Below are 26,671 nucleotides of genomic sequence, written 5' to 3' on the forward strand. Positions count from 1 at the left end.
TACAGAATGAAGGAAGACTCTGTTGAATTGATCGAGAGACAAATAACAGATTTTGTACGAAGAATAGTGATGACGGAACAGAGAGAAGGGCGAATGGAACGCTCGGCTTATATTTTATTGAGACAACTCTCTACATACGGTCCGGCCGGAGTGAAAGCACTGGCAAATCACCTTCAGTTGGACATTTCTACTGTGAGTCGCCAGGCTTCTTCCTTAGTGGAGAAAAATTACGTAGAGAAACTTCCGAATCCGGATGATAAACGGTCGTATTTTTACAAAATCACCGAACTCGGATCGGAAGAACTCGAAAGCAATCGGCGTGAACGGTTCCAGCGTCTGAACGAGATGCTCGAGGGATGGACGGAAGAGGAACAGGAGACGTTCGGAAGATTGCTCAAGCGATATAACAACACGGCGAATAAGCGGCTGAATATGTGATAGAGATATCGATTGTTTTCGCCAGATATTCCTTTTACTTAATCAAAAGAACTTGTTAGTTCGATAAATCTACTCAGCACGGAAAGCGTTTACATTTCTGTTCTGAAAAAAGGAAGGATGGTCACTGAATTTCGGAAAAAACGGTGACCTGTTTCACGTATTTGAATTCTATTACTGAAGGAGTGGCGGAATGTATACCTATGGTATAGAGGCAGATTTCTGGTGGTTGATGTAGTTTAAAAAAGATTGTTTTAATTTGTGAATTTTGAAATAATAGTGTGGTGAAGGAGGGGGTTAATCCTGAAAAAAAATGCACTGGATTCTTCCTGCAGTAATATTAATGGTGGGGTTTTCTATACTTGTATTTAACAACTATAAAGATGCAAAAGCTGTGCCTTCTGATTCGTGGGCTAGAGAGATAGAGCTTGCTACTACACCTGTTCAATCCGATATTCTATCGAAACGAAGGGCTAACGGAGACTATGATTTTTCTTATTTTACTGCTGACGGGTTAGAGAGTAGGGATTACAGTAATTCTTTAGAGTTAGTTGATTAAAGAAACTATGACATTCCCTATACTAAATGGACAGAAATCATCCCTCTTGAAAATGGAGCGGTTTACCAATGGGGAGAAAACATTTATTATTCAAACGGTAAATCCTTGGAGGAAGAGCTTTTGATCGAAGGGGCACCGGAAGAAACCTTGATAAATGTCTATCAACCGAAGATAACTGATACATACATAATGCTTAGTGATGCGAAAAGAAACATTATTGAATTATAAAATATAACGCTTAATTTTACTATAATTTGACAACGCTTTCATGAACCATTATAATCGATTTAACAAGTTAAAGTAGTGGTGGAGAAATGGAGACCCATGCTGGAATAGTACTTCTTCAGTGAAGTATGTCTATTACAGTGTGGGTTTTTGTGTTTTTACATACCTGTTTGATTATATAGCAATTAAATGAAAGAGAGGTGGCTCACGTTTGCATGGTCGGGGGGGTGTAGGCTTAATTACAAATGGGAGGGGAGAAGAGTAACATGAAAAATACAAAAAGAAAATCTAAGTTATACTTACTAATATCATTAATATTAGTAGTCGTTGGTGTTATCGGTGCATCTTTGGTCCAGACTTCTGGTGGTGAAGTGGAGGTTAAAGAAATTAAATGGGAGACGCCTTCTGGCCATACGATGAGTGCGTTTTTGTTTACGCCTGAAGGTGTTTCTGAAGATAACCCTGCGCCAGGTATAGTTACTAGTCATGGCTGGTATAATAACAAAGAAATGCAGGATATGAACTTCGTTGAATATTCCAGAAGAGGATATGTTGTTATGTCCATAGATATGTATGGCCATGGAGAATCTGAAGCTGTCAGTCCCGATGAGTGGCCAGAACGAGGGACAGGCATGTATGATGCTGTAGAATTAATGACAGACCTACCATACATAGACACTTCCAGGATTGGAATAACAGGTCATTCTAACGGCGCTCGAGCTGCCAATTGGTCTATTGACCTGGACAATGAAAAAGAGAACCAATTGATAGATTCAGTACTATTGGTAGCAAACGACGCGGACTATATAAATCCGGACACTGAGGAATATTATAATAAATACGGGAACAGAGACGTGGGGATCGTGGCAGCTCAATATGATGAATTCTTTTTCCGAACTGAAAATCCTGATGGTACAATGACTGCCCCGAGAGATTTTATAGATACGGATAACGCCCAGTCGTTTCTACATTTCGGTGAATCACCTGAAAATATTGAATCTACTCGTTCCAGTTATGAAATGTACGAAAAAGAAATTAATGGAGAATCGACTACACGTGTAATTTACAATCCGTCTCAGACACATCCGTGGAACCATTTTTCTGGTCATGTAGCGACACAGAGTATAAATTTTTTTGATGAAACATTGGGGAACCCGGAAGATATACCGGCAGAGGAACAAGTGTGGCAGTTCAAAGAATTTTTCAACTTATTAGGCCTTATCGGTTTTGGGATGTTTCTCGTAAGTTTCACGAAGGTGCTATTGTTTACAGGACCATTTTCAGAACTACGTGCACCACAAGTGCCATCGCCAGCTGAATTAGCAACGAAGAAGCAAAAAGCGTGGTTTTGGGGAGGGCTTGTAGCAAGTGCTGTCTTTTCAGGAGTTTCTTATATCGCCTTGTTTAACTGGACAGCGGTGAATCGCCCGGATTTCTTTCCTCAGGCATATACATTTTATGTGGGGACATGGGCAGCATTAAATGGATTATTTGCTATATTGTTAGTGTTCCTGTCCCGCAAATTTACAGATAGTGAGTGCAAATCCAAGTTAAAGGATGTAGGAGTATCTATTAGCCTAAGAACGCTTGGTAAAACGGCGTTGTTGGCTCTCATTGTAAGTGCTGCTGCATTTGGTTTAGTTTTTGTAAGCGACTATTTATTTAATACAGACTTTCGAATCTGGTTCCTGGCGGTTACGGACTTTACGCCGGATAAACTCATTATTGGAATAAAATACCTGCCGTTTTTCTTGATATATTTCGTAGCCAATTCCATAGTAGTAAACAGTTTCAACTATTATAGGAATGGAAAAAAAGAGTGGGTAAACACTGCTTTGCTAGCTCTTTTTAACGCACTCGGGCCGATAGTTGTGCTCGCTATCCAATACACCACTTTCTTTGTTACGGGACATGTATTTTTTGAAAACGTATCTGCTATTGTAGGTATTTGGCTGATTAGTTTTCTAGTCATATTACCTGTGGCTGCGATAATCTCAAGGAAGATTTTCAAAGCAAGCTTGAATCCTTATTTGGGAGGAATAATTATTGCCATAGTTGTTACGTTAATTTCTGTTAGCAATACTTTGACACAATTACCAAACTAATTAACAGGGGGAATATACGTAATGGTCTACCGTGAACGTTGGTAGGCCTTTTTTTTAATGCTCGTTTCGTTGGAAAATGTTTGGAATAATAATAGCGTAAGCGTAAAAAAGAAAATTTTAATAAAAGAACCTGTTGTTTACTGAAGCAACAGGTTTTTTGGAGTTTATGTTTGAATTGTTAGATGCCTTACTATTTTATTCCCTTAAAAATGAATAACCCTGTCACTCGAAGCGACAATTTTTATGACTCACCGTGCCGGGCTATATAGCGGCTGCCCCAATCTTCTAGTGCCGTCAAGATCGGAAACAGGCTCATCCCCTGGTCCGTCAGTGAATACTCCACTTTGGGAGGGACGACGGGATACACTTCCCGGTGCATAAGCCCGTCTTCTTCCATTTCTCTGAGCTGAGCCGCCAGCATTTTTTTCGTGATGGACGGAATCAGTTTTCTCAGTTCCCCGAAACGTTTCGTCCCTTTCAAACCGACGTGGCACAAAATAATGAGCTTCCATTTCCCTTCGATTACAGAAAGGGTCCGAAATTTCTCCGCATACATACTCTGCTCTGCGTCCGCATGTACCGGATGGTTACTCCCCCACTCATATAGCATATCCAGAATAGGCAAGAGACTTTCCCCTTCCGCAGTCAGGGAATATTCCACTTTCGGCGGCACTACACGATACACTTCCCGGTGCACAAGCCCGTGTTCTTCCAATTCTTTGAGCTGGTTCGTCAGCATCTGCTGGGTGATCCCGGGGGTCAGTTGTTTCAGCTCCCCGAAGCGTTTCGTTCCCTGTAACCCGAGGTGACATAAAAGAGTGAGCTTCCACTTTCCTTCGAGCACGGCCAGCGTTATTTCTTTTTCAGGATAAAATCCTTTGAGATTTTTAGTGATCATTCTATCCCTCTTTCACGCATTAGTCTGTTTTAGGATACTATATCAGAAAAAAGTGCCTACTTACATAAAATAGGATTCCCCTTTACTATTACGGGTGAAGCAGAAAGATTCATTCTCTGTACACAGGAGAAAAATCAGACTAACAGCAGGAGGAATTTTTAATGAAATTACAATTAGCACTGGACCTTGTAAATATCCCGGAAGCGAAGGAATTGGTGAAAGAAGTAGAAGACCACATTGATGTGGTGGAAATCGGCACCCCGATCATAAAAATAGAAGGACTGAAAGCAGTACGGGAAATGAAAGAAGCGTTTCCGAATCTTGAGGTGCTGGCTGACCTGAAAACGATGGATGCGGCAGCATATGAAGTACAAAAAGCATCCGAAGCGAATGCTGATATCGTAACAGTACTCGGTGCGGCTGAAGACGAGTCCATCAAAGGGGCCGTGGAAGAAGCGCGGAACCAGGGGAAAGAAGTACTAGTCGATCTGATTGCGGTGAAGGATATAGAAACGCGTGCCAAAGAACTTGATGAACTGGACGTGGACTACATCTGCGTACACACGGGCTACGATCTTCAGGCTGTCGGAAAGAACTCTTTCGAAGACCTGCAGACGATCAAAAACGTAGTTAAAAATGCGAAGACAGCCATCGCCGGCGGAATTAAACTGGATCAGCTGGAAGAGGTAATCAAAGTTCAGCCGGATCTAGTCATCGTAGGCGGCGGAATTGCCGGTCAGGAAGATAAAAAAGCTGTCGCTGCAAAAATGCAGGAAATGATCCGTCAGGGGTCTACAGCTTGAGAACTGTAGAATTTTTGCAACAGATCATCCAGGAATTACAGCACTCCGCCGATGTAATTCCGGATGAGGAAGCGGAAAGAGCAGCAGAGGAGATTCTGGCAGCCGGAAAGGTTTTCGTAACCGGAGCCGGAAGATCCGGATTTATGGCAAAATCCTTCGCTATGCGACTGATGCACATGGGAATCGATGCTTACGTTTTAGGAGAGACAGTGACACCGAATTTTGAAGCCGATGACATTCTGATCATCGGTTCAGGTTCGGGGGAAACGAAGGGATTGGTTTCTGTCGCCGAAAAAGCAAGAAGTATCGATGGAGTCATCGCTGCTGTTACGCTGGTTCCGGAGTCCACAATCGGCAAAATCGCTGATTTCACGGTCACCCTGCCTGGTGCCACAAAGGACAGAAGCGATAGCAACTATTCGACTATCCAGCCGATGGGCTCCCTGTTTGAGCAGACCCTGCTACTCTTTTACGACGCTATAATTCTTAGAGTCATGGAGAAAAAGGGGCTGGACACGGATAAGATGTACGGCAAACATGCTAATCTTGAATAATAATCTGATGGAGAGCAGTAATGGGTGACCATTGCTGTTTTCTTTATTTTGTGAGTCGAAAGGTTGAACAATATGCACCTTGGATGTCAGCGGGGCAGCCGTTTCTTCGAAAGCGATGTTTTCGGAGATCAGTGGAATAGTCTGAGCGGCCACCCCAAAGTGTCTCCCCTTAAGTCAGGGGAAGGCATTGGTTCCTCCTGTATTCTCATATCTTTCTGCTAAGGCGACTTCAGGACGTTTGGTCACTGAATTGTCCATCCTATACTCTGTTATTCCTCTATCTGTTTTGATTAAATTAGAAGAAGGAGTGAACCATTATTCCTTTTTATTCGTAGTCTTTATAAAAGAGAAGGAGAGTTGGACTATGAAATATATCACTATGTTTTGTTTACTTATGGCATTCGCCCTGCCGATGACGGCAGAAGCCCACACACATCTTGAAAGTTCGGAACCTGAAGCGGGTGGTTCCTTAACATCAGAAAACCCGGGAATCACACTCACCTTTGACTCCAATGTTCAGGAACCTACATCATTGATGGTTACAGATGAAGAAGGGAAAGAGTTCGAGATAGAGGAGTATACCCACTCCCCTGAAAATGTTGTGGAGTTCACTATTCCGGAAGGTGTCGGCAGTGGTGAGATTGAGGTCTTTTACAGCATCATCGGTGAAGACGGGCACGTGATGGAGAACCAGTTGTTATTTGAATATGAAGCGGAAAAAGAGGCATCTACATCTGAAGGAGATACGGAAACAGAGGGAAATGAAACCTCTGAGACTGAAAAACAAGATTCCACAGAGGAGCAAACAGAACAAGAATCTACGGAACAGCAGACGAAAGCATCGAACGAAGAAAGTGACTCCGGCGGCTGGGTTGTACCGGTCATCGTCTTCGGGATTTTACTTACTGCCATAGCCGTATTCTTTAGCTTAAGGAAAAAAGCATGATCTATGCTTTAACGAATGGAGGGCTCTACGCCTGTCTCTCCATTCTTATTGGCGCCAGCCTTCTCTCCATGTTCAATGAAGAGCTGGCTCATCGCAGAAATACGTGGGCGCTCTTCGCATTAGCTGTACCTGTTTTAGCCCTGTATCCAGTTATAGAGCTGTCGTTCAGTCTTCAGGAATACCGGGAAGGAGGCTTTCTGTCCAGTTTTTTCCATGTGCTTACGCAGTTAAAAGGAGGGCAGGCGTGGCTTCTTCTGTTGGGCTTGTCTATCCTCCAGGTGGTTGTACTCAAGACGATTCGAAGACCAAAAGTCGTATACTCATTCAGCTTACTATTTATTGTCGGGATGATTCTCATTCAGAGTGTTACGGGACACTCCGCGAGTATCAATTCTGCTCAGGGAGCACTTTTCCACACGATTCATTTCATCGCGGTGGGAGTATGGTCGGGTATTCTGCTCGTTATGAGTTTTCTGTCCGAAAAGGAAAGCCAGTGGGGCTCATTCGTCGACTGGTTCACAAAGATAGCGATAGGATGCATGATATGGATTACGTTGACAGGTGTTGTTATGAGTCTGACGTTAACAGAAAGCATCGTAGGTTCCTGGATGCTCTCTTACGGACAGGCATTGCTGGTCAAGCATCTTCTGTTCATCGTACTTTTGCTGTTTGCTTTCGTGAATGGTTTTCTTATCAAACGTTTAGTAGCGGAGAATAAAAACTTTTCCCCCAAACGCTGGTGGAAGGTGGAAAGTCTCCTTATCGTTTTTATTTACACGATCACAGGCTATATGACGGAACAGGAGACACCGCACAATATAACGCAGACACTGGAACAACAGGAACCTTCTGCCCTGTTTCGTATATTCACTACGGTGGAGGGAGTCGGTCCCCTGACCCTCGCGCCGAATGTAAGCAGCATCTCCCTATTGGGGCTAGCCTTTGTTTTTCTTCTGTTTACAGGGATGATGGTCAAGCGGAATTCTGGGGCAGGAACTTTCTTCGTAAGTTTAATGATGATAGTAAGTTTATATTTTGGTTTTATGAGCAGTGTAACGATGAGTTGAACGGACACCGGTGAAGGGTGTTCGTTTTTTATTTGATAAATTCTGGAGGAAAGTGGAGAAGGAGGAGGCGTTAAAGAAGATTGAAATTCACATTACGGAAAGGGTTTTCTTACACGAACATCATTCTTTCCCTAAACGTAAATGATTGAATGAATAATCCGTTAAAAATAAAATACACCCCTTGAAACAGACTTTGTTGCCAAAGGTTTTCGGCGCCTGTTTCGAGGGGTGTGGACTAAAGTGAAAAGGAAAGCTTTTTTGGTCGGAAATTGGAAGGTGAACCCAAGTGATTATTCGGTAACTCAGATCCAGTTCTTTCTGTATTTCGTAATCACTTCGGAGATTGCCAATTTCCTGCTTCCTGTTGCGGCCAGTACGATGGATAGAGCAAGCAGGGAAAGAGGGAATTCGAAACCTCCAATGAGTCCTGCAGGCAACTTCGCCAATACAATAGCTCCTATCATCGTTAATCCGAGCAGAATAGCGGATGGCACGACGAATATCCCGAGTATTAGGGCCAGACCTCCATCGATTTCAATCAATACAGTAATATAGGCAAGCAGTGCCGGCTGGCCGATTTGGTCGAACGTAGCGATCGTGTTGTCTATCGCTCCAGCTTTCTGGAGACCATGTGCGAGCATAATAACTCCGAGGACGATTCTTCCTGCGAGCAGACCCCATTCCATTCTTTTATTCATAAGTAACACCTCATTTTCATTAGTTATCCAGAATACGTTCCAAAGAAGAAATTGGATCAGTTGTGCTTTTCATAGGGATCTTAGGGATAGTATTATGAGGTTATATAACGTTCGAAAAGGTGGAATTGGTATGAGAGTCGAAGTGAGAAGATACGATGAACGATGGAAGGAACTGTTCGAAGAGGAATCACGGAGGATTGAAGCTATTTTTGGGGAAGAACTTTTCAACATTCATCACATCGGCAGTACTTCCGTCTTCGGTTTAAAAGCTAAGCCGATCATAGATATTATGCCGATAGTAAGGAATATTGAAAAAGTAGCGGTTTTCTACGAACAGATGGAAAAGATTGGTTATGAACCCATGGGGGCTTTCGGTATAGAGGGTAGACGATATTTCAGAAAAGACAAGGAGCACAGAACACATCAAGTGTACATCTTCCAGACAGATAATGAACAGGATATTAAACGTCATTTAGCTGTCAGAGACTATTTCTGTGCGCACAAGGAAGAAGCAGAGCGTTACGGAGATTTGAAAGAGAGACTCGCAAAGAAATTTCCTGAAGATATCAGCGGCTATGCGGATGGGAAAAACCAGTTTGTTAAAGATTTAGAAAGAAAAGCGCTTCGGTGGTACGGGGACATACGTTAATTTCCATGTGGAAACGGTTCGCAATCGCATATTCTTCTGGAAAGTAATTAGTTCAGGAGAGAAGTTCAGAAACCATTTAAAGTGAATGATAGCAGCCCAGGTTACCTGAAAAATTACGGAGAGGGATTAACTTGCAATAAAAAGAGGAAAGGACTATTCAGAGGTGAAAGCTATTGAAAATATATAAGATAGAAAGAACTCAGCAGCTTCCAATCAGCTTAAGTGAGGCGTGGTCGTTCTTTTCAAGTGCAGGAAACTTATCAAGAATTACTCCCCCATGGATGAAATTTGAAGTCACCGGGGAGCTCCCTGAACATATGTATCCCGGAATGATTGCAACATATCATCTGCAGCCGGTGCTCGGGATTACACTCAGCTGGATGACGGAAATCACTCATGTGGAGGAGAATAAGATGTTCGTGGATGAACAGCGTCATGGTCCATTCCAGTTCTGGCATCACCAGCATCATTTTAAAAAGGTGGAAAACGGTGTGGAGATGACGGATATTGTTCACTACGCACTTCCTTTCTCTAAAGCCGGCAGAATAGCTCATCGATTGAGTATAAGGAAGAAGCTGGAGGAAATATTCAGGTATAGACATCAGAAAGTGGAGGAGATGTTTAAGGATATATAGATCTTTCCGGCGAACATATAGAAGACCCTTTCTCTATAGCTTAGCTTGCTTGGGGAAAAAAGTTTTTCTTTATGAATTAAGTGAGGAGATAACACGTCTTAATAAATCGAATATTCAGACATATTTGCTGAATCATGGTATTATATAAGTGAAGAAAACGATTGGAAAGGAGGGCGAACTAATGGACAAACAGAAAAAATTCACTGTAAACAAGAAAAAACAGACCCGAACAAAAGAGATCTCGACGATGATCAATGAGGGTGGCCTGGGCGCCGACAGGTACTACAACATTAAGTATATGAAGCCTTCACGTGACAAGGCAGCTAAAAAACAGAAGGATGAAGCGTAGTCCGAAAAGTTTGTCTCTTTTGTACGGGATAAGTGTTAATCGTGCAGGAACGATGTGGCTTACAGCCGGGACACGCTTTGTTTATAACAACTTATCATACGGATGAGGCGATGGTTCAATGCGAACGATCGCTTTTTTTATTATAGGAAGTGAATGCAGAATGCAAAATCGAAACATTCTGTACTATTTCGAAACGGAACTAAGTTGGAATCGTATGTAATAAAAAGAGTCCAATAAGGCGAAGGATTTATGTAAGAGGATATAGTCAATGCATGGAGTGGAACGGAAGGGTATGTCAGCATAAAATACCGGGTTTTATATCGGGTTCATTTCCTATTTGCAAGCTAGGGTCTTGCAGTTGTTTTAATTGGGGTGAGGTATGCATGCAGGAAATAGATTACTTAAATGTATTTTTATCAATTGTGATTATTATATATGGAGGGTATTTAGTAATAGCTGATTATCCTGATTTGTATATATTTGGAGTATTTTTTTCAGTTGCAGGAATATTCAGTTTAATAATGGATTTAGTAAAAAATACTTAAAAAGATCAGCTGATTAAACAGAGAGGTGACCAGGGCTTGGTAAAAGGAGGTAACTTTGATGAATATCATAATTCCAATAATCTCGACCGTAGTTGTGATAACCATGTTCTCTTTTGCTTATAAAAATAAGCAGAAAGTCGATGAGGGGTTTAAAGTAAATTATTTCAGTTTATCTTATAGGAGAAAAATGATAAGAACATTAATGACCTCGCCCTTTATGCTATTAGCTATTACCGGGGTATTATACCTCCCGGACTTAGATTTGTTTACAAAAATAATGGTCGCGTCATTTTTGCTTATGGTATTAATTATTCAATTCGTTTACAACTATTATATGTGGAAGAAGAAAGAAACATAAGCTTTGAAGCTGCTATAGAAGGAATAGTGCATGATTAGTCTTAACAATGGAAAAATCAGCACACAGTTTTGGTCCGGTGAATGAGGGGATTAAGGAGGTTCACTAGAAACCTTAAGCATCCGTGGCAGCGTATTACATAAACGAATGAATCGATTGATCATGAATAGAAAGGAGGAACAATCATGCAATATGATGTTGAAACCCCGGAGGACTACTACAAAGCGATGGAGGAAGACTGGAGAAAAGAAAAATTATTGAAAGTAAGAGAATATATTTTAACGCATGGTCCGGAATTGAAGGAAGGCATCCAGTACAAAATGCTGAGCTTTGGATCGGAATCATCCGTTGTTTTTCATTTAAATGCCCAGAAATCTTATGTAAGTCTTTACGTAGGAGATATCAAAAAAATCACGGGAGCAGCCACACAGTCTTTGAAAGGTCTGGATTACGGGAAAGGATGCATCCGTATTAAGAAATCGGTCGATTTGAACGAGAGCGGCCTTGAAGAATTTGTGAGAGCGACTATCGAGGCCTGGAGGAAGGGAGAAGACGTGTCCTGTTAAGCGCGCCGCCGCACCAGGGTATGTAACTTTTTTGTTACAAAACTCATTTCTATGGTAATATATATATTTGAAAAAATTAGCAGAGGAAATGAGTTGCCATGAAGAAACGTATTAAATTGCCAGGTTGGATTGTAATTATTCTATTGCTTGTAGGGGTTACTTTTGGAATGAATCAGTTACTCAGTCAGGCTTTTGAAGGAGACTCAGAAATAAATGGTCCGGAGAAGGAAGTCGAGGACTCCAGCATCTACCCGGGTCTGAACATTGAAACGAAGACGGAAGAAGCAGACTTGTATACTTCATCAATCAGTCTTCCGTACACCGATCATGAACAGGTTAATAAACCGATAAACGAATGGGTGGAGGCCCAGAAGAAAGAATTCACCAGTGAAGTACAAAAATCGAAACGTACCCTTGAGGAAAACGGTTTTCGTGCCCACTTGAACATTCAGGTGGAGACGGAAGAAATAGCTGAAAAGCTTTACACACTCGAATTCGAGTCCTATCAGATTACAGGCGGGGCAAATGGTATGACGAAAACGAAGTCCTTCGTCATCGACCTGAATAAGGATAGGCATGTGCAGCTTGAAGATGTTTTCCGGTTAAATGAAGAAACAATCGGAAATATCCAGCACCTGATCAGGGAGTCGCTTTCCAATAATGATGAAGTCAGCCCTTACCTCTTCGAAGATATGGTACAGGACGCTTTGAAGAACCTTGACAAATGGAAGTGGTCCATCAGCCGGGATCACGTGATTTTTTACTTTGATGAATATGAAATTGCGGCGGGTGCAGCAGGTTCGGTCAAAGCGGAAATTCCGATGGAGGAAATCAAACCATATCTGCAGGATGATTTTGCGGATCGGCTGGATGTGACAATTCCCGAGAAGGAAAAACGTAAGGAAGAGACAGAGCATTCAGAGGAGAAAGCGGAACTTGATCCGGATGGAAAATATGTTGCACTGACATTTGATGACGGTCCCCACCCCGATGTGACACCGCGCATTCTTGATACACTGGACAAGCATGGGGCCAAAGCGACCTTTTTCATGCTGGGAAGTCAGGTGGAATATTACCCGTCGCTTGCCAACAGAGTGGAGGAAGAAGGCCATGAAATCGGGAACCACACGATGAACCATCAGGATCTGACGGTGCTCGGGAGAGAGCAGATTCGTGAAGAGATGCAGGAATCGAGCAGCATCATCGAAGGTGCTATTGGTCACGCGCCGACTCTATTGCGTCCTCCGTACGGGGCGTCCAACGGGGACGTGGAGCAGGTCACCTCGGAACTGGGGCAGTCGATGATTATGTGGTCCGTAGATTCCCTTGACTGGAAGAGCCGTGATGCTCAGGCAGTGAATGAGAAAGTGATGTCCAATGTTACGGAAGGGTCCATCGTATTGCTGCACGACATTCATTCATCGACAGCCGATGCGCTGCCGCAACTGCTGGATTCACTGGAAGAGCAGGGGTATCAGATGGTTACTGTGTCCCAGCTGCTTGAATTACAGGGAGAGCAGGGCGTTGGACCCCATCACGGGAATTAATGAGGAAAAATTTGATTGATCCCTTCTCGCTCAGAAGTAAAGTGGACGAACACACTAAATTATCCAGGCATAATTTAGTGTGTTTTTTATGAAGTTTTTTATAGGAAGAAATTAAGTATATTGATTCAGCGAATGATAACCTCTTCGTAAAAGTCTGATTAGACAAAAAAATCAGACTTATTCACTGGAATTTGTTACTATAATAATAAGAACATAAAAGCATTACAGGACAGTTGAACGCAAGGGTACGGAATTCTTTGAGAGAATAGGAATTTTCAATAGTAAAGGATTCTGAAGTTACACCTTCATAGCAGAACAAGCTTTATAAATGAGGAGGAGAGAAAATGGAAGAGATAACCCTGATTATCGAGAGACAAGACGATCCTGATTCCGCCCCTTATGAAGAAGAGTTTGCCGTACCGTACCGCCCTAATATGAATGTCATTACTGCCCTGATGCATACCCAAAAGAATCCCGTAACGAAGGACGGGAGAAAAACGACTCCTGTCCAGTGGGAAATGAGTTGTCTGGAAGAAGTATGTGGTGTCTGTTCCATGGTGATAAACGGAACACCACGCCAGGCCTGTACTGCTTTGGTTGATCAACTGGAGCATCCAATTAGATTACGTCCCATGAGAACCTACCCCGTTGTGAGAGATCTCATTATTGACAGAGAAAAAATGTTTGACGCACTAAAGAAAATAAAAGCGTGGATCCCTATTGATGGTACGTACGATATTGGTCCTGGTCCACGAATGGATGAAAACAAACGGGAAATGGCATATGAACTTTCCAAATGTTTTACTTGTGGAGTTTGCCAGGATGCATGCCCCAACGTTAACGACAAGAGCGATTTTCTCGGACCGTTCGTTTTTTCACAAATCCGTTTAAAAAATGTTCACCCCACAGGTGAAATGGATAAAGATGAACGTACGGAAGCCTTTATGGGTAAAGGCGGGCTTCAAGGGTGTGGAAATTCCCAGAACTGTGTAAAGGTATGTCCTAAAGGGATTCCAATAACAACTTCTATAGCAGCTGTGAATCGTGCCGCAGCGCTCCATTCATTCAAGAGTTTTTTCGGCTCTTATTCCAGTCGTTAGATTTCTTTACTGATATAGAAAGACTTTATAGGTTATTCATTAATGAGAGCTGGAGGTTTACAATAATGTCTGAAACAAGGCGCCAAGCCCTGTACCGATGTAATTTCCGACAATATAGCCAAGCGTACCGACGAGCAGAATAGGAACGATCAGTCTGTTCCAGCCTTTGGCGATTGCCATTGCTGCAGCTGTTGTCGGGCCTCCGAGGTTGGCGTTGCTGGCAAGCAGTATCTCCTCCAGGTTGAACTTGAACAGTTTTCCAAGTATGAGGGAGAAGAACAGGTTCATTAATACAATAATGAGTACGAAAATGAGTAGGAGCGGCGAGGTTGTGACCACTAGCGCGATGGAAGCCGGTACTCCGATGACTACGAAAAATAAATAAATCAGGAACGTTCCGAGCTCCTGGGTCCCTTGAAGATTTTCGAAATAATCGGGAGCCAGAAGCACGGCGATGACGGTCAACGTAGTAAGCATGAGATACTGATCACCAATAATGCCTCTGAGCAAATCATAAAATATATTTGCGTTTTCCCCGCTCGGGATAACTCCAGCAAAGAAGTCCGCCAACTGGAACGAGACGGCGACGAGGACGAATGCCGTCGCAATACTGGAAGCGATGTCTTTCAAAGAAATCTCTTTTCGTTTCCAGAAAGAGGCCGCCTGGGTTTCGTCATCCCCGGTGGCATTTTTCTCGACTTCTTCCATGTGAGGCGTTTTATAGTTCTTCCGAAAGAAGTTAACAGCAGGGATCCCCATCAGGACAAAGAAGAAAAGAGCCATCATGGCATTATCAGCCACGACCGTGGCCGACACGAGATCGCCGGGAGCTTCGAATTTAGCGGACATGGCTGCGAAGTTCACGCCGCCGCCCGTATAGGAACCTGCCATCATCGCACCGATTTTGTCCAGATGCGGAATCACATCTTTCAGCAACATAAATGAAAGAATAGTGCCGGCCACTGTACCGATAGTGCTAAGAAGAAAAATTGCCAGCATCCGTCTGCTTTCCTGCCAGATTTTTTTGATGTTGGCCTGGAATAACAGCAGGGGAATGGCAAGAGGTACTACGTAACTCCAGACAGCGTCGTACACACTTGATTCCAGAGGGATGACGTTGAAGTTGGCCAGGGCCATCGCTCCGATCAGCGCGATGATGGCACCGGAGATTTTCGATGCCCACGTATATTTCTGTTCCAGATAGATACTTATGGCCGCCCAGCCCGTAAGAAACGCCCAGAGGGCCCACGTATTATCCGGGGAGATTAAGGATGTTTGCAATTGTCTCACCTCTCGATTTGTTTTATGGATTAAGAAGGCATAGCTGCAGTTTTTAATACCATAGCAGGAATGGAAATCGTTTTCAATAACGGTGGAATCAAACTTGCCATTAGTGTAAAGGTCGCTTGCCGCAGTTATGAAGGCTACTTTAATTAAAATTGCCAGTAAAATTCAAGATATTTACGACAAAATTTTAACCATGGATACGCTATTTATAACCAAAGCGGCTTTATAGAGGGAGGGAGAATATGACTGAAAATCTTAAAGCGGAGCTGAGAAAGTTGGAAGAAGCCCATGTGAATATCGAAGTAAGAGCATATGCAGAAAGACTTGGTCAAATTCTGGCTGATGACTTTCGAGAAATAGGAAGTTCAGGAACGATGTTCGATAAAGAAGATTGTCTGGTGGACGGTGTAGTCTTATCAGAAATGAGTATACATAATTATGAGGTGGAACAGTTAGCTCCTGACGTTGTTCTTGCCACTTACTACATCAAGGATGAAACGAGAGGAAGAAATACCTTGAGGAGTTCAATATGGAAACGGATAAACGACAGATGGCAACTATATTTTCACCAGGGGACAGTATCTAAGTGATACAACTGATAATATATAAAAGCCCCCGGCACTTTGAAAAACGTTTCCAGCTCCCACAAAGGTTACGGGTTATGGAAACGTTCATCTTTGGATTGCCGGGGTTTCTTCTTATTCCTGTTCCCCGTATTCCCTGATGATTTCATAAATATCGGGAGCTGATCGGTTAAGGCGGGTTGGCTTAAAGTTTTCGTTGACCCATGTATGTTCCGTACTTCCGGAGGCAATGAGTTCACCACTGGGACGGGAAACAATTTTGTCCAGATGATCACTCTCTGCTTCTTCCGATACTTTCCGCGCTTCGTAGACGAATTTCAGTTTCAGCGGGGAATAGTCCGCAATTTTAGTGAAAAGGACGATACAATCATCAAAAGTAGCGGAACTTTTATATCGGCAATCTACATTTGCCACAGGTAGCGAGAAGCCTTTGGATTCAATTTCTTTATAGGCGATGCCGTAATGTCGCATGAATTCAGTGCGGGCGATTTCAAACCAGTTGATGTAATTTCCGTGATGGACTACTCCCATCCGGTCTGTGTCCTTGTAAGGGACACGGTAATTTGTCTTATGCCATTGCGCGGTCAATGGATGACCTCCCTTCCTTTATCTGGTGCCCTGTTACTTATGATCCAACCGCTCTTTTGCCAATTCCTGAAGGCGGAATTTCTGGACTTTCCCCGTACTGGTCATAGGCCATTCCGACGAATCGATAAAAAAGACGTGTCGCGGTACTTTAAATTTAGCGAGTCGTTCGGCACACCAGCGGGTAATATCTTTCCTTCTCAATGTTGCCCCTTCCTTTAATTCGACGAAAGCCGCTCCGGCTTCCGTTGTGAGTTTATCTTTAACGCCGACGACCTGTACTTCTTTCACTTCCGATAGATGGGAAATTGCAATTTCCACTTCTCTCGGAGAAACGAGTTCCCCGGAGACTTTAAACATTTCCTTGCTTCTGCCAAGCATTTGGATATAACCGTTCTCATCGATTTTCCCGACGTCTCCCGTTTTCAGCCAGCCGTCTTTGTCGATGGCCTGTGCTGTTTCCTCGGGTTTCTTGTAATAGCCGTGGGTCACGGTGGCGCCTCTGACCGCCAGTTCTCCCATTTCCCCGTGGGGTAAATCTTCCCCCGTGTCCCGGTGAACGGTTTTATACTGAACGCTGCTCCCGTTAAATTCGGGAAGTCCGCTCACACCGTTTAGTTTGGGACGGCCGACGCGAGTGGCAACACGCTCCAGAGGGTCTCCGATTTCAGTAGTTACGCCTGAAGAGACGACTTCCGTCTGACCGTAACCCGTAATTATTTCAGTGATATCGAGTACATCCACGGCTTGTTGCCACGTCGACACGGGAGCAGCGGCTGCTCCACACCACATAGCAAATAATGAAGACAGATCAAATTCTTCCACCTGTGGATGGTTCAATACGGGTGTCAGCATCGAAGGAACGCAGAGATAATCGTTGGCCCTGTACTTTTCCATTAATTCCAGTGAACGTAAAGGGGAGGCCCCTAATGCGGAAACAATAGAGCCGCCGACAAAAGACATAGCGAACAAAGCTTCGATAATCGCAAAACAATGATAGAACGGCAGGGGAGCAAAAGTAACTCTTCCATTCTCGATGGCCCGACTTAAAACAGTGCCGTAGGAACACCGGAGGAGCATGTCGTCTGTCAGCATAACTCCTTTAGGATTCCCAGTGGACCCTGAGGTGTACATAATAATAGCTACTTCATCGGGAGAGAGGGATAACGCCCGTTGTTTACTCAGTGCCGAAGTGGTCACCGTCCCGACGCCTTCCAAAAAATCACCCCAGGACAGGAAGTGTTCATCGACCGGTTCTTCTCGTTCCGGGCCGAAACTGATGACTTGTTTAAGACTGCTCTGTTTTTTAAAAGAAGGAGTAGAGAATAGTTCTTTCACGGCCTCGCCGTGGTGCTTGTCTTTAATCTTCTCCTGAACAATTAAATAATGGGAGTCCGACTGTGTTAAAATGTACCCCAGTTCGTTTTTGGTTAACATAGAATTGATCGGGATAAGTACAGCACCAATCATGGATGTGGCGATCATAAGCGAAGGAAAGTGTTCATTATTGTCCATTAAAACAGCTATATGCTCTCTTCGTTTGACTCCCAGGTTCAGGAACCCTTTCGCATAAGTGAGCGCCTGCTCCCATATCTCCCGGTATGTATATTCATTATCGTGAATGTACAGGTAGGGACGGTCGGCATAGGTATGAACCGCTTTCTCAAAATGGCGGGCTACGGTGTCCCGGGGCCATACAGGTAATTGTTCTTCGATTCGATTTCTGCGTTCTTCCACACGTTCCGCTATAGAATTTGTCAAAATGATTCTCCTTCCTCTGTCCGAAGTACTCCGTTAATGATATTTCTTGAAAGCTAATACGGCATTATGACCACCGAAACCAAAACCGTTGGATAAAGCCACTTCCACTGATCCTTTCTCTGCTTCGTTCGATACATAATTCAACGTACAGTCGGGATCGGGGTGATGCAGATTAATTGTGGGAGGAAAAGTATCGTTCTGCAGACTTTTTAGTGTGATGATACTCTCAACACCACCAGCCGCTCCGAACAAGTGTCCAGTCATCGATTTGGTAGAGCTTACTTTCAACCCGCCTGCATCGTTACCGAAAAGTCCCTGGATAGCTTCTGTTTCAGATATGTCACCCGTAGGAGTCCCCGTTCCGTGGGCGTTGATGTAATCGACATCTTTTGTAGAGAGACCGGACCGCTCCAGTGCAAGTTTCATAGCTTTTTGTGCACCGAGTGGAGAAGGGCTGGTCATATGGTAAGCATCTGTTGTACTTCCGTACCCGATGATTTCGCCGACAATTTCTGCGCCGCGCTGTTTAGCGTGGTCGTAATCTTCCAGGAGCAATACCCCGGCTCCTTCAGCCATAACGAATCCGTCCCGGTCCCGGTTGAACGGCTGAGAAGCCTGTCCGGGTGTTTCGTTTTTCGTGGACATGGCCCCCATTTTTGCAAAACCGGCAAAATAAAGCGGGTTGATCGGTGCCTCTGATCCACCAGCAAGCATAACGTCCGCATAGCCGTGAGCAATGGTGTGGTAAGCCTCTCCAATGGCATGGTTACCTGTGGCGCAGGCGGAGGACGGGGAGAAACTTGGCCCTGTAAAGCCTGTTTTGATTGCAGTCAGACCGCTCGCCATATTAGTGATGGAAGTGGGCAGCATGAAAGGGGAGACGCGTTTCGCTCCCTTATCAAGCATCGTTTGATAGTTCTCCATTAAAGTATTCAATCCGCCGGCACCGGAGCCTATATAGATGCCCGCGCGGTCCTTATCCAACTGTTGAAGCGGCAGGTCCGACTCTTCCAGGGCCTGTACGGCTGCCGCGTAGGCATACTGAACGAATAAATCGTGTCGCTTCGTTTCTTTGGGTTCAAGATATTCGTCACCCTGGAAATCTTCCACACAGCCTGCAATACGTGTGTTTACCTGATCGAAATCGCTCGAAGTAAGTTGTTGAATCCCGGAATTTCCGTGTTTAATGTTATTCCACAGGGTCTCCGTATCATTTCCGAGAGGGGAGATGGTCCCTGTTCCTGTAATGACCACTCTTCGTTTCATAATGCCGACCTCCTTTGCTGCTGAAAAAAATCGCAGTAGGTATTTTCCAAATAGTTCGCGAATAGCACAACCATATTTTAACATGAAGCCTTATTTGTTTCATATCAGGTCATGTTAGCTGATAGTAATTTTTGTGTCTTTTTGAAGTATTTTTTGAAAAGCTCAGAAAATCAAAAAATGTAATGTGATAATATAGTTCATAAGAAAAAAACTGTGCTTAGCAGGAATCAACTAAGAGGATTAGTCAATAGAGACTGAACAGAAGGTACGTCTTTTTAAATTGTCTGCAGCAAAGAGGTGAGTAAAATGCTCAGCACTACTTATGAATACTTCGCAGAAAAAGTCGGGGCAGGGGAACCGGTGATTTTTCTTCCTGCCGGAGGATTTTCCGGTAATGAAGGTTTGAATATAGCCGAATACCTACAGGTTGATTTTGAGACTCATATGATTGATTTGCCGGGTATCGGCAGAAGCAGCGGCATCAGTGGAAAGGTGACATCCATTGTGCTGGCGGACTGGGTGAAAGAATACATGGACCGGAGGGAAATGAAGAACGCGGTGGTAATCGGACACTCGTTAGGCGGGGCTGTCGCTTTGTCTTTCGCCAGACACTATCCAGAGCGGGTGCGTACCCTGATTTTATTGGATCAGGGACATAAACCTTTCCCGAAAGTGCCGACTTCGGAATTCGGAATTTTCGCTTACGCTTTCCCATTCCTTAATGTAGGAGTAAGGCTGTTCGGAGAGCATCTGTTAAAAAGACTGGCAACATTTTTTAAAGGGAGTGGAGAGGGCGATTTTGATAGACAGGTCACCAATTTTTGTGAACATGTAAATATAGAAGAAACTCGGTACGTGCGTACGGCTTTACGATCTCAAACCGACTTTTCCGCCCGTGGGCTGAACTTGATGTTCGGGTACTACAACCTTGATATCCCCGGTCTCCTTAATAATATTACTGTGCCCACCCATGTATACTATGCAACATTCGCCGATCTGGATGATAGAGAACGGAGAAAAACGGAACATCATTTAAAAAAGCTTCGGAACCGTTCTTTTCCTGTAACCTGGCACGCTGTTGAAGGCGGACATTTTGTGCACTGGAATGAAAATTTTTCATTAGAGGATATAAAGCAGAATGCGATGTTTCGAAGAGGGGAAGGGGGGGGGAATAACGTGAGTGGGTTAACGATCTTATCTATTATTATGACAGCAGCTCTTATCGTTTCCATACTAATTACTGTCAGTAAAAGAAGGAAAAAGGGCGCTGGCGGAATCAAAAGTGCCCTGACTTCCATTTGTTTCTATCTTATCACCGTGACGAATCTCGTGGCCTACTGGTTCGGTTTAATGGGAATCGTGTCCTGGGTCCTTACTGTATTGTTATTACTTACGGGGGCCTATTTCACAAAATATTTGCCGGAAGGAAAGGAGTATGACTATGGCCGTTGATACAACAGAAGCGAACGATACTAAGGGGAGGGGTTCTTCCAGAGAAGAATACATTAACGACCGGATGCAGAAACACTCGCCATTTTTCAGGAAAATATACCATACCCTATATACGATCAACGATTTTCTGCTGGGGCTGTGGTTTTTCCTCGGGAGTGTCTGTTTTTATTTTGAGGAGCCCTGGCGTGTAATAGGGGTTACTCTATTCGTGGTGGGGAGTTTTCAATTTCTTCTCAGACCTTCGATCCGTCTCGTCCACGAGTTCCATGCACGACGTCATTACGGAGAAGAATACGATAAGCAGCAGAGCGGGCAATAGCTTTCGTCTGCCATAACAAAAGCCGCCTTACCATAAATGGTAAAGCGGCTTTTTTGAATGTTTATGAAGTGACTGCTTCGCTTTCGGCAGGAGCCGTGTTGCGAATCAGATAGTCGAAGGCACCGAGGGCAGATGTTGCACCCTGACCCATGGAAATGATGATCTGCTTATAGGCACTGTCTGTACAGTCGCCTGCCGCAAAAATTCCGGGTACGTTTGTTGCACCTTTTTTATCGACTACGATTTCACCGGTTTTCGTACGCTCAATGGAATCATCGAGCCATTCGGTGTTCGGTACGAGACCGATCTGGACGAAGACACCTTCGAGTTCCAAGTGGTGTTCTCCCCCGCTTACGCGGTCTGTGTAAGTCAGGCCGTTCACTGTCTCGTCTCCTGTAATTTCCGTCGTCTGTGCGTTTGTAATAAACGTTACGTTCGGAAGACTGTGAAGACGATCCAGCAGTACGGAGTCCGCTTTCGATGCGGAAGAGAACTCAAGGACCGTGACGTGTTTAACCACGCCTGCAAGGTCGATGGCTGCCTCCACACCGGAGTTGCCGCCGCCGATGACCGCAATGTCTTTTCCTTCGAACATCGGTCCGTCACAGTGCGGGCAATAGGCTACTCCTTTGTTCTTGAATTCCTGTTCGCCAGGAACACCGATATTACGCCAGCGGGCGCCTGTGGAGAGGATGGCTGTTTTACTTTGCAGAACAGCTCCGTTTTCCAGTTCCACTTCGATGTGGTTATCTTTGCGTTCGATATTCGCAGCTTTTACCTGATTCATAACGTCCACATTGTAGCCTCCGACGTGTTCGTGAAGATTGGAGGAAAGCTTCGGTCCGTCTGTTTCCTGGACGCTGATAAAGTTTTCGATAGCGTTCGTATCGAGAACCTGGCCGCCGACACGGTCGGTAAGCAGTCCTGTACGGATGCCTTTACGTGCAGCATAGATAGCGGCACTTCCGCCGGCCGGGCCTCCGCCTACGACAAGAACATCAAACGGGTCTTTCCCTTCGAATTCAGAGGAGTCAGGACCGCTTCCGAGAGCAGAAAGAATCTCTTCCAGCTCCATGCGGCCGCCGCCCCATTCTTCATTGTTCAGGAAGACGGTCGGAACGCCCATAATATTTTTGCTGTCGACTTCGTCCTTGAAAGCGCCACCTTCGATCATGGTGTGGGAAATACGCGGGTTGACCACGCTCATGATGTTCAATGCCTGAACGACGACAGGACAGTTGTTACAGCTTAAGCTGACGTACGTTTCGAAATGATAGTCTTCATCAATCGCTTTGATGCGGTCGATTACGCTCTGCTCCACTTTCGGAGGGCGTCCGCTCACCTGAACGAGCGCCATGACGAGAGAGGTGAATTCGTGACCGAGAGGAACCCCGGCAAACGTGATGCCGGTCTCTTCATCTGGACGGTTGACGCTGAAACTTGGCGTCCGCTTCAGTTCTGTCTTTTCTATGCTGATGCGGGGAGACATAGTGGACAGTTCGTCCACCAGCTCGAGCATCTCTTTGGATACATTATCCGAGCCTGCACTTACTTTCAGGACAATATCGCCTTCAAGCAGCTGAAGATATTGTTCAAGCTGTGCTTTAATATCTTTGTCTAGCATATTTTATCCTACTCCTTAAATTTTACCTACAAGATCAAGGCTTGGTTTAAGCGTTTCTTCGCCTTCTTCCCATTTGGCCGGGCAAACTTCACCAGGGTTTTTACGAACGTACTGAGCAGCTTTCACTTTATCGATAAGCGTACTTGCGTCACGTCCGATACCGTCTGCGTTGATTTCGGCAGCCTGTACGACACCGTCAGGATCGATGATGAATGTACCGCGGTCCGCTACACCTTTTTCTTCGATAAGAACGTCGAAGTTACGGGAAATTTCGTGGGAAGGGTCCCCGATCATTGTGTAGGTAATTTTATTGATGGCTTCTGAATGATCGTGCCATGCTTTGTGAACGAAATGAGTATCTGTAGATACAGAGTATACTTCCACTCCAAGCTCCTGAAGTTTAGCGTACTGATTTTGCAGGTCTTCGAGTTCTGTCGGGCATACGAAAGAAAAGTCCGCAGGGTAGAAGCAGACGATGTTCCATTTCCCTTTCAGATCCTCATCAGTAACCTCGATAAAATCATCGCCTTCTCTGAAAGCTTGTGCGCTGAATGGTGCTATTTCTTTTCCGATTAAAGACATTTAATATCCTCCTAAATAGTAATAGTAAAGGTCATACCATATCTATCTTACATATTGTTCTGTGCAATGTCACACAAAACGCACAGGAAAAAATTAGACAAAATTGTGACGGAACGTGACCAAATTTTCACCGCTGAACCTGACCTGATTCTTCCTGCTATAGGTCTGTGTACCGGCAATTTCCGGGACTTATTCTCTGCTGGTCAGTCCCCTGTTGGAATGTAAACATTTTTATGGAGTTCCTTTCAAATGTTACGATAGGTTTTTCTTTGAATAGGAAAAAAATGGTTCGTGTGTACATAGTGAAGTTAGAAATTATTTTAATGAAGGGAGTAATTACTATGCAGACCATCTACTATGGTGTGGGGACATTCTCACAATGGAAGGAGAGGAGGTTCCCGTAGAAGCCATTCTGGTGGAAGACGGTGTTATTAAGAAGAAGGGGAATCTGCAGGAGGTGGAAGCGGCAGCCGAAACAAAGGGCACAGAACAAGTACATCTGAACGGGAAAACGCTTATGCCTTCTTTTATTGATCCTCACAGTCACTTCCCCTTCGTAGGGCCGGTGTCCCGTATGGCGGACTTGAGTGGATGCGGAAGTTTCGAGGAGGTTGCAGACGTTCTTCGTAAGTACCTGGAACGGAATGAGTTTGAAAAAAACGAAGTGGTCCTCGGATTCGGGTACGATCATACGATGCTGAAAGAACAGCGTCACCCTGTAAAAGAGGTGCTGAACGAAATAACCGATCGCCCTCTCTTCGTGTTCCATGCGTCCGCCCATATGGGATGCGCTAATGATGCCCTTCTGGACATGGCGGGTATCGACTCCCGTACGGAAGAGGTGGAAGGCGGAACGATAGGAAGAATGACGGGCAGTATGGAACCGGACGGCTATCTGGAAGAAACGTGCCTCTCGCTCGTCCAGCAGTACATAGCAGGTGGATCGGAACGTGAATACTTAAAGTTACTGGAAGAAGGTCAGGAAGTATATGTACAGAATGGAATAACGACTGTCCAGGATGGGGCGGCGTCTCTTGAGACGGTGGAACTGTGCAAAGCCCTGGCCGAACAAGGTAAGCTGAATGTCGACGTTATCTCATACTCGCTAGTCGATAATGACCCGGGGAAAATATTTGAAGCGAATGCGCCTTATGTAAAACGGTATCATAACAGATTCAAACTCGGTGGATACAAAATGCTGTTGGACGGGACTCCTCAGGGAAAAACGGCATGGCTCACCGAACCTTACGAAGGAGACGAGGAGTACAGAGGAACGTCCTGGTACAAAGACGAAAAGGTGAGAAAAGTGACGGATGAGGCTGTTCGGAATAATATTCAACTATTGACCCACTGCAACGGAGACGCTGCCGCGGATCAGCTGCTCAGAAATTATAAGAAGTCCATGGAAGAACCACAGCAGTCCGGGAAAGAAGAGTTGCGTCCGGTTATGATTCACTGTCAGACAGTTCGTGATGACCAGCTGGATGTAATGAAGGAAATACAGATGATTCCTTCTATATTCGTCGATCATACGTATTACTGGGGAGATGTCCACTTAAGAAATCTCGGAGAAGCGCGGGGAAGCAGAATCAGCCCTGCCAGATCCGCTATAGACAGAGGGCTGCCGGTTAATCTGCATCAGGATTCTCCAGTGATCAGGCCGGACATGCTTCAGACGATCTGGAGTGCGGTGAACCGGCAGACAAGAGGAGGAGTAATAATCGGTCCGGAGCAGCGGATCAGTGTGAAGGAGGCACTCCAGGCCGTCACGATTCACGCTGCTTATCAATACGGGGAGGAAGACACAAAAGGGAGTATCAAAGAAGGGAAGTGGGCGGATCTGGTTATTCTTGACCGTAATCCTTTGGAGATTGATCCCATGGAGTTAAGAGATATTCAGGTGGAAGAAACTATTAAAGAAGGAGAAACGATTTATAAAAAAGCAAAAAAATTGAATATACAGTAACCTGTTCCGTTAGTTTGGAGTTTTCTTACCTATAAGTGTAGAGGGGTTATTCACGTCAAAACTCGGTTGCACAATCCTGCTGTATTAAAAAAGAGGGAGGTCCTGTTTAAATCGGAAGGACCTCCCTCTTTTTATGCTACGCATACTTTGTTTCTTCCCGTCCGTTTAGCTTCGTAAAGCGCTTCGTCTGCATCGTTCAGAAGCGCTTCGGGTGATTTGGTCGTTTCTCCATAACAGGCGACACCGACAGAGACGGTTACACTGATGGTTTCACCGGTGGTCAGTAAAAAGGAATGATTCTCGACGCTTTCGCGGATTCTTTCTCCTATTTGTACGGCACGGTCGGTAGGACAGTCGAGAAGAATCACCGTGAATTCCTCCCCGCCGTTCCGGCTCACGATATCAAAAGAACGCACCGCATTTTTCAACAAATTGCCAAGCTCTATTAATACCTCGTCTCCTTCTTTATGACCGTACGTGTCATTAATGCTTTTGAAATGGTCGATATCAATGAAGAGAAAAGAAAGTCTTTCGTCTTTCTTTCGTGCTTCTTCGCTTACCGAATTGAAGATCTGGTCAAATTTCCTGACGTTGTTCAGCCCGGTCAATGCATCAGTGGAAGATTCGGCCTTGAACTGAATCATCATCCTTTGATTTTCCCGGGCGTACTCAATGACATAGAAGGAGCTGAAGCCCGCTATATAGGAAATGATCCAGTAAGAAGGGATCATCGGGAGAAGGATACCCGTATCACTGATCAGATAAAGGATCAGCATAGTAAACAGTATGTTGGAAGCGGTGAGGGACAGAAATATCTTGACCCGTCTCCCTCTATTAAGTTTTCTCGCGCCAAGCGCAGCGAGAGCGATAAGCACGATGAAAATGATCGCCAGCAGGGACGATTCACCGAAACTGATGAAGAAGCGGCCGATTATAATGAACAATAAGGCTACGAGACTCGGAATACCACCCCCGTAGTATGTAACGAGAACGAGAGGGATATGCCTCAGGTCGATGATAGTCTGATCGAAATGCATACTGTACTGCATTAAAATATTACTTAAAACTCCTGCGAGTGCCCCGGCAATAACTTTTTTTCTTAACGAAGAGGAGGTCCTCAATGAGGAATCGTTGGTAAGCTGGGAGTAAATGAACAGGCAGGTGATCAAAATGGCCAGGTTAGACGTTAACTCTTTTAAAATCATACAG

The 26,671-nt window shown here is 44.6% G+C and carries 27 protein-coding genes and 2 pseudogenes; 19 read left to right on the plus strand and 10 right to left on the minus strand.

Annotation, left to right across the window (positions count from 1 at the left end; all coding sequences use genetic code 11):
• Positions 1–6: 6 nt before the first annotated feature.
• Together BLU03_RS09830 and BLU03_RS09840 are read left to right on the plus strand one after the other, a co-directional pair.
• Positions 7–438, plus strand: coding sequence for a MarR family winged helix-turn-helix transcriptional regulator (locus BLU03_RS09830; RefSeq protein WP_093107495.1), 432 nt, complete (start codon positions 7–9; stop codon positions 436–438).
• A gap of 1,047 nt (positions 439–1,485) precedes the next feature.
• On the plus strand, positions 1,486–3,324 hold the full coding sequence (locus tag BLU03_RS09840) for an alpha/beta hydrolase family protein (RefSeq protein WP_093107499.1): 1,839 nt from the start codon (positions 1,486–1,488) through the stop codon (positions 3,322–3,324).
• Between the two features lie 241 nt (positions 3,325–3,565).
• Here BLU03_RS09840 and BLU03_RS13780 read toward each other — a convergent pair whose 3' ends face one another.
• Both BLU03_RS13780 and BLU03_RS13785 read right to left on the minus strand, forming a co-directional pair.
• Positions 3,566–3,880, minus strand: coding sequence for a winged helix-turn-helix transcriptional regulator (locus BLU03_RS13780; protein ID WP_245698837.1), 315 nt, complete (start codon positions 3,878–3,880; stop codon positions 3,566–3,568).
• Positions 3,881–3,907: 27 nt separating this feature from the next.
• Positions 3,908–4,222: pseudogene (locus BLU03_RS13785) on the minus strand (winged helix-turn-helix transcriptional regulator); the annotation flags it as partial.
• A gap of 161 nt (positions 4,223–4,383) precedes the next feature.
• On the opposite strand from BLU03_RS13785, the gene hxlA reads away from it, so the two are divergent.
• The 4 genes from hxlA (at position 4,384) to BLU03_RS09865 (ending at position 7,592) form a co-directional block, all read left to right on the plus strand.
• Complete coding sequence (gene hxlA / locus BLU03_RS09850; protein WP_093107503.1) at positions 4,384–5,025, plus strand: 3-hexulose-6-phosphate synthase; 642 nt, start codon at positions 4,384–4,386, stop codon at positions 5,023–5,025.
• Positions 5,022–5,579, plus strand: coding sequence for a 6-phospho-3-hexuloisomerase (gene hxlB / locus BLU03_RS09855; RefSeq protein WP_093107506.1), 558 nt, complete (start codon positions 5,022–5,024; stop codon positions 5,577–5,579). Before hxlA ends, hxlB begins: the two co-directional genes overlap by 4 nt.
• Before the next feature lie 364 nt (positions 5,580–5,943).
• The gene (locus BLU03_RS09860; protein WP_093107508.1) at positions 5,944–6,525 is read left to right on the plus strand and encodes a copper resistance CopC family protein; all 582 of its coding nucleotides are present in this window, start codon (positions 5,944–5,946) and stop codon (positions 6,523–6,525) included.
• Positions 6,522–7,592 (plus strand): copper resistance D family protein, encoded by a 1,071-nt coding sequence (locus BLU03_RS09865; protein ID WP_093107510.1) that lies wholly within the window; start codon positions 6,522–6,524, stop codon positions 7,590–7,592. Before BLU03_RS09860 ends, BLU03_RS09865 begins: the two co-directional genes overlap by 4 nt.
• Before the next feature lie 302 nt (positions 7,593–7,894).
• Here the strand turns inward: BLU03_RS09865 and BLU03_RS09870 are convergent, their stop codons facing one another.
• Positions 7,895–8,290: a DoxX family protein gene (locus BLU03_RS09870; protein WP_093107512.1), complete on the minus strand. Its 396-nt coding sequence runs from the start codon at positions 8,288–8,290 to the stop codon at positions 7,895–7,897.
• A gap of 130 nt (positions 8,291–8,420) precedes the next feature.
• Between BLU03_RS09870 and BLU03_RS09875 the strand changes: the two genes are divergently transcribed.
• From BLU03_RS09875 to sdhB, 8 genes are all read left to right on the plus strand, one after another.
• Positions 8,421–8,939 carry a GrpB family protein gene (locus BLU03_RS09875; protein ID WP_093107514.1) on the plus strand — a complete coding sequence of 173 codons (519 nt, stop codon included), beginning with the start codon at positions 8,421–8,423 and terminating at the stop codon, positions 8,937–8,939.
• Between the two features lie 173 nt (positions 8,940–9,112).
• Positions 9,113–9,574 carry an SRPBCC family protein gene (locus BLU03_RS09880; protein WP_076572804.1) on the plus strand — a complete coding sequence of 154 codons (462 nt, stop codon included), beginning with the start codon at positions 9,113–9,115 and terminating at the stop codon, positions 9,572–9,574.
• A gap of 181 nt (positions 9,575–9,755) precedes the next feature.
• Entirely contained in the window at positions 9,756–9,923 is a 168-nt protein-coding gene (locus BLU03_RS13705; RefSeq protein WP_159435721.1) for a hypothetical protein, read from the plus strand.
• A gap of 383 nt (positions 9,924–10,306) precedes the next feature.
• Positions 10,307–10,468: a hypothetical protein gene (locus BLU03_RS13710; protein ID WP_156330848.1), complete on the plus strand. Its 162-nt coding sequence runs from the start codon at positions 10,307–10,309 to the stop codon at positions 10,466–10,468.
• 58 nt (positions 10,469–10,526) lie between these two features.
• A complete protein-coding gene (locus tag BLU03_RS09885) occupies positions 10,527–10,826 on the plus strand; it encodes a hypothetical protein (protein WP_076572802.1) in 300 nt (99 codons plus the stop codon).
• A gap of 182 nt (positions 10,827–11,008) precedes the next feature.
• Entirely contained in the window at positions 11,009–11,389 is a 381-nt protein-coding gene (locus BLU03_RS09890) for an iron chaperone (protein ID WP_093107516.1), read from the plus strand.
• A gap of 98 nt (positions 11,390–11,487) precedes the next feature.
• A complete protein-coding gene (locus BLU03_RS09895) occupies positions 11,488–12,936 on the plus strand; it encodes a polysaccharide deacetylase family protein (RefSeq protein ID WP_093107518.1) in 1,449 nt (482 codons plus the stop codon).
• A gap of 344 nt (positions 12,937–13,280) precedes the next feature.
• Complete coding sequence (gene sdhB, locus BLU03_RS09900) at positions 13,281–14,036, plus strand: succinate dehydrogenase iron-sulfur subunit (RefSeq protein WP_093107520.1); 756 nt, start codon at positions 13,281–13,283, stop codon at positions 14,034–14,036.
• 57 nt (positions 14,037–14,093) lie between these two features.
• Here the strand turns inward: sdhB and BLU03_RS09905 are convergent, their stop codons facing one another.
• On the minus strand, positions 14,094–15,317 hold the full coding sequence (locus BLU03_RS09905) for a DUF819 family protein (RefSeq protein ID WP_093107522.1): 1,224 nt from the start codon (positions 15,315–15,317) through the stop codon (positions 14,094–14,096).
• A gap of 248 nt (positions 15,318–15,565) precedes the next feature.
• On the opposite strand from BLU03_RS09905, the gene BLU03_RS09910 reads away from it, so the two are divergent.
• Positions 15,566–15,913: a nuclear transport factor 2 family protein gene (locus BLU03_RS09910; protein ID WP_093107524.1), complete on the plus strand. Its 348-nt coding sequence runs from the start codon at positions 15,566–15,568 to the stop codon at positions 15,911–15,913.
• 108 nt (positions 15,914–16,021) lie between these two features.
• On the opposite strand, the gene BLU03_RS09915 is transcribed toward BLU03_RS09910, so the two are convergent.
• Genes BLU03_RS09915 through fabF form a run of 3 tightly spaced genes read right to left on the minus strand, consistent with a single transcriptional unit; the run spans position 16,022 to position 19,519 of the window.
• Positions 16,022–16,495: an acyl-CoA thioesterase gene (locus BLU03_RS09915; RefSeq protein ID WP_093107526.1), complete on the minus strand. Its 474-nt coding sequence runs from the start codon at positions 16,493–16,495 to the stop codon at positions 16,022–16,024.
• A gap of 33 nt (positions 16,496–16,528) precedes the next feature.
• Positions 16,529–18,253 carry a class I adenylate-forming enzyme family protein gene (locus tag BLU03_RS09920; protein WP_093107528.1) on the minus strand — a complete coding sequence of 575 codons (1,725 nt, stop codon included), beginning with the start codon at positions 18,251–18,253 and terminating at the stop codon, positions 16,529–16,531.
• A gap of 33 nt (positions 18,254–18,286) precedes the next feature.
• A complete protein-coding gene (gene fabF / locus BLU03_RS09925; RefSeq protein WP_093107530.1) occupies positions 18,287–19,519 on the minus strand; it encodes a beta-ketoacyl-ACP synthase II in 1,233 nt (410 codons plus the stop codon).
• A gap of 306 nt (positions 19,520–19,825) precedes the next feature.
• Between fabF and BLU03_RS09930 the strand changes: the two are divergent.
• From BLU03_RS09930 to BLU03_RS09940, 3 genes and pseudogenes are all read left to right on the plus strand, one after another.
• A pseudogene (locus BLU03_RS09930) lies at positions 19,826–20,614 on the plus strand (alpha/beta hydrolase); the annotation flags it as partial.
• Between the two features lie 48 nt (positions 20,615–20,662).
• Complete coding sequence (locus tag BLU03_RS13895; protein WP_407690273.1) at positions 20,663–20,971, plus strand: hypothetical protein; 309 nt, start codon at positions 20,663–20,665, stop codon at positions 20,969–20,971.
• Entirely contained in the window at positions 20,961–21,290 is a 330-nt protein-coding gene (locus BLU03_RS09940; protein WP_093107532.1) for a YrhK family protein, read from the plus strand. The genes BLU03_RS13895 and BLU03_RS09940 overlap by 11 nt, the downstream gene beginning before the upstream one ends.
• Positions 21,291–21,351: 61 nt before the next feature.
• On the opposite strand, the gene ahpF is transcribed toward BLU03_RS09940, so the two are convergent.
• Both ahpF and ahpC read right to left on the minus strand, forming a co-directional pair.
• A complete protein-coding gene (ahpF, locus tag BLU03_RS09945; protein ID WP_093107534.1) occupies positions 21,352–22,914 on the minus strand; it encodes an alkyl hydroperoxide reductase subunit F in 1,563 nt (520 codons plus the stop codon).
• 15 nt (positions 22,915–22,929) lie between these two features.
• Positions 22,930–23,496 (minus strand): alkyl hydroperoxide reductase subunit C, encoded by a 567-nt coding sequence (gene ahpC / locus BLU03_RS09950; RefSeq protein ID WP_093107536.1) that lies wholly within the window; start codon positions 23,494–23,496, stop codon positions 22,930–22,932.
• Between the two features lie 379 nt (positions 23,497–23,875).
• Between ahpC and BLU03_RS09955 the strand changes: the two genes are divergently transcribed.
• Positions 23,876–25,462 (plus strand): amidohydrolase, encoded by a 1,587-nt coding sequence (locus tag BLU03_RS09955; RefSeq protein WP_143023836.1) that lies wholly within the window; start codon positions 23,876–23,878, stop codon positions 25,460–25,462.
• 131 nt (positions 25,463–25,593) lie between these two features.
• On the opposite strand, the gene BLU03_RS09960 is transcribed toward BLU03_RS09955, so the two are convergent.
• Positions 25,594–26,667 carry a GGDEF domain-containing protein gene (locus BLU03_RS09960; protein ID WP_245698816.1) on the minus strand — a complete coding sequence of 358 codons (1,074 nt, stop codon included), beginning with the start codon at positions 26,665–26,667 and terminating at the stop codon, positions 25,594–25,596.
• Positions 26,668–26,671 lie beyond the last annotated feature (4 nt).

This window comes from Salimicrobium album (genome assembly GCF_900107115.1).
Lineage (GTDB): Bacteria > Bacillota > Bacilli > Bacillales > Halobacillaceae > Salimicrobium > Salimicrobium album.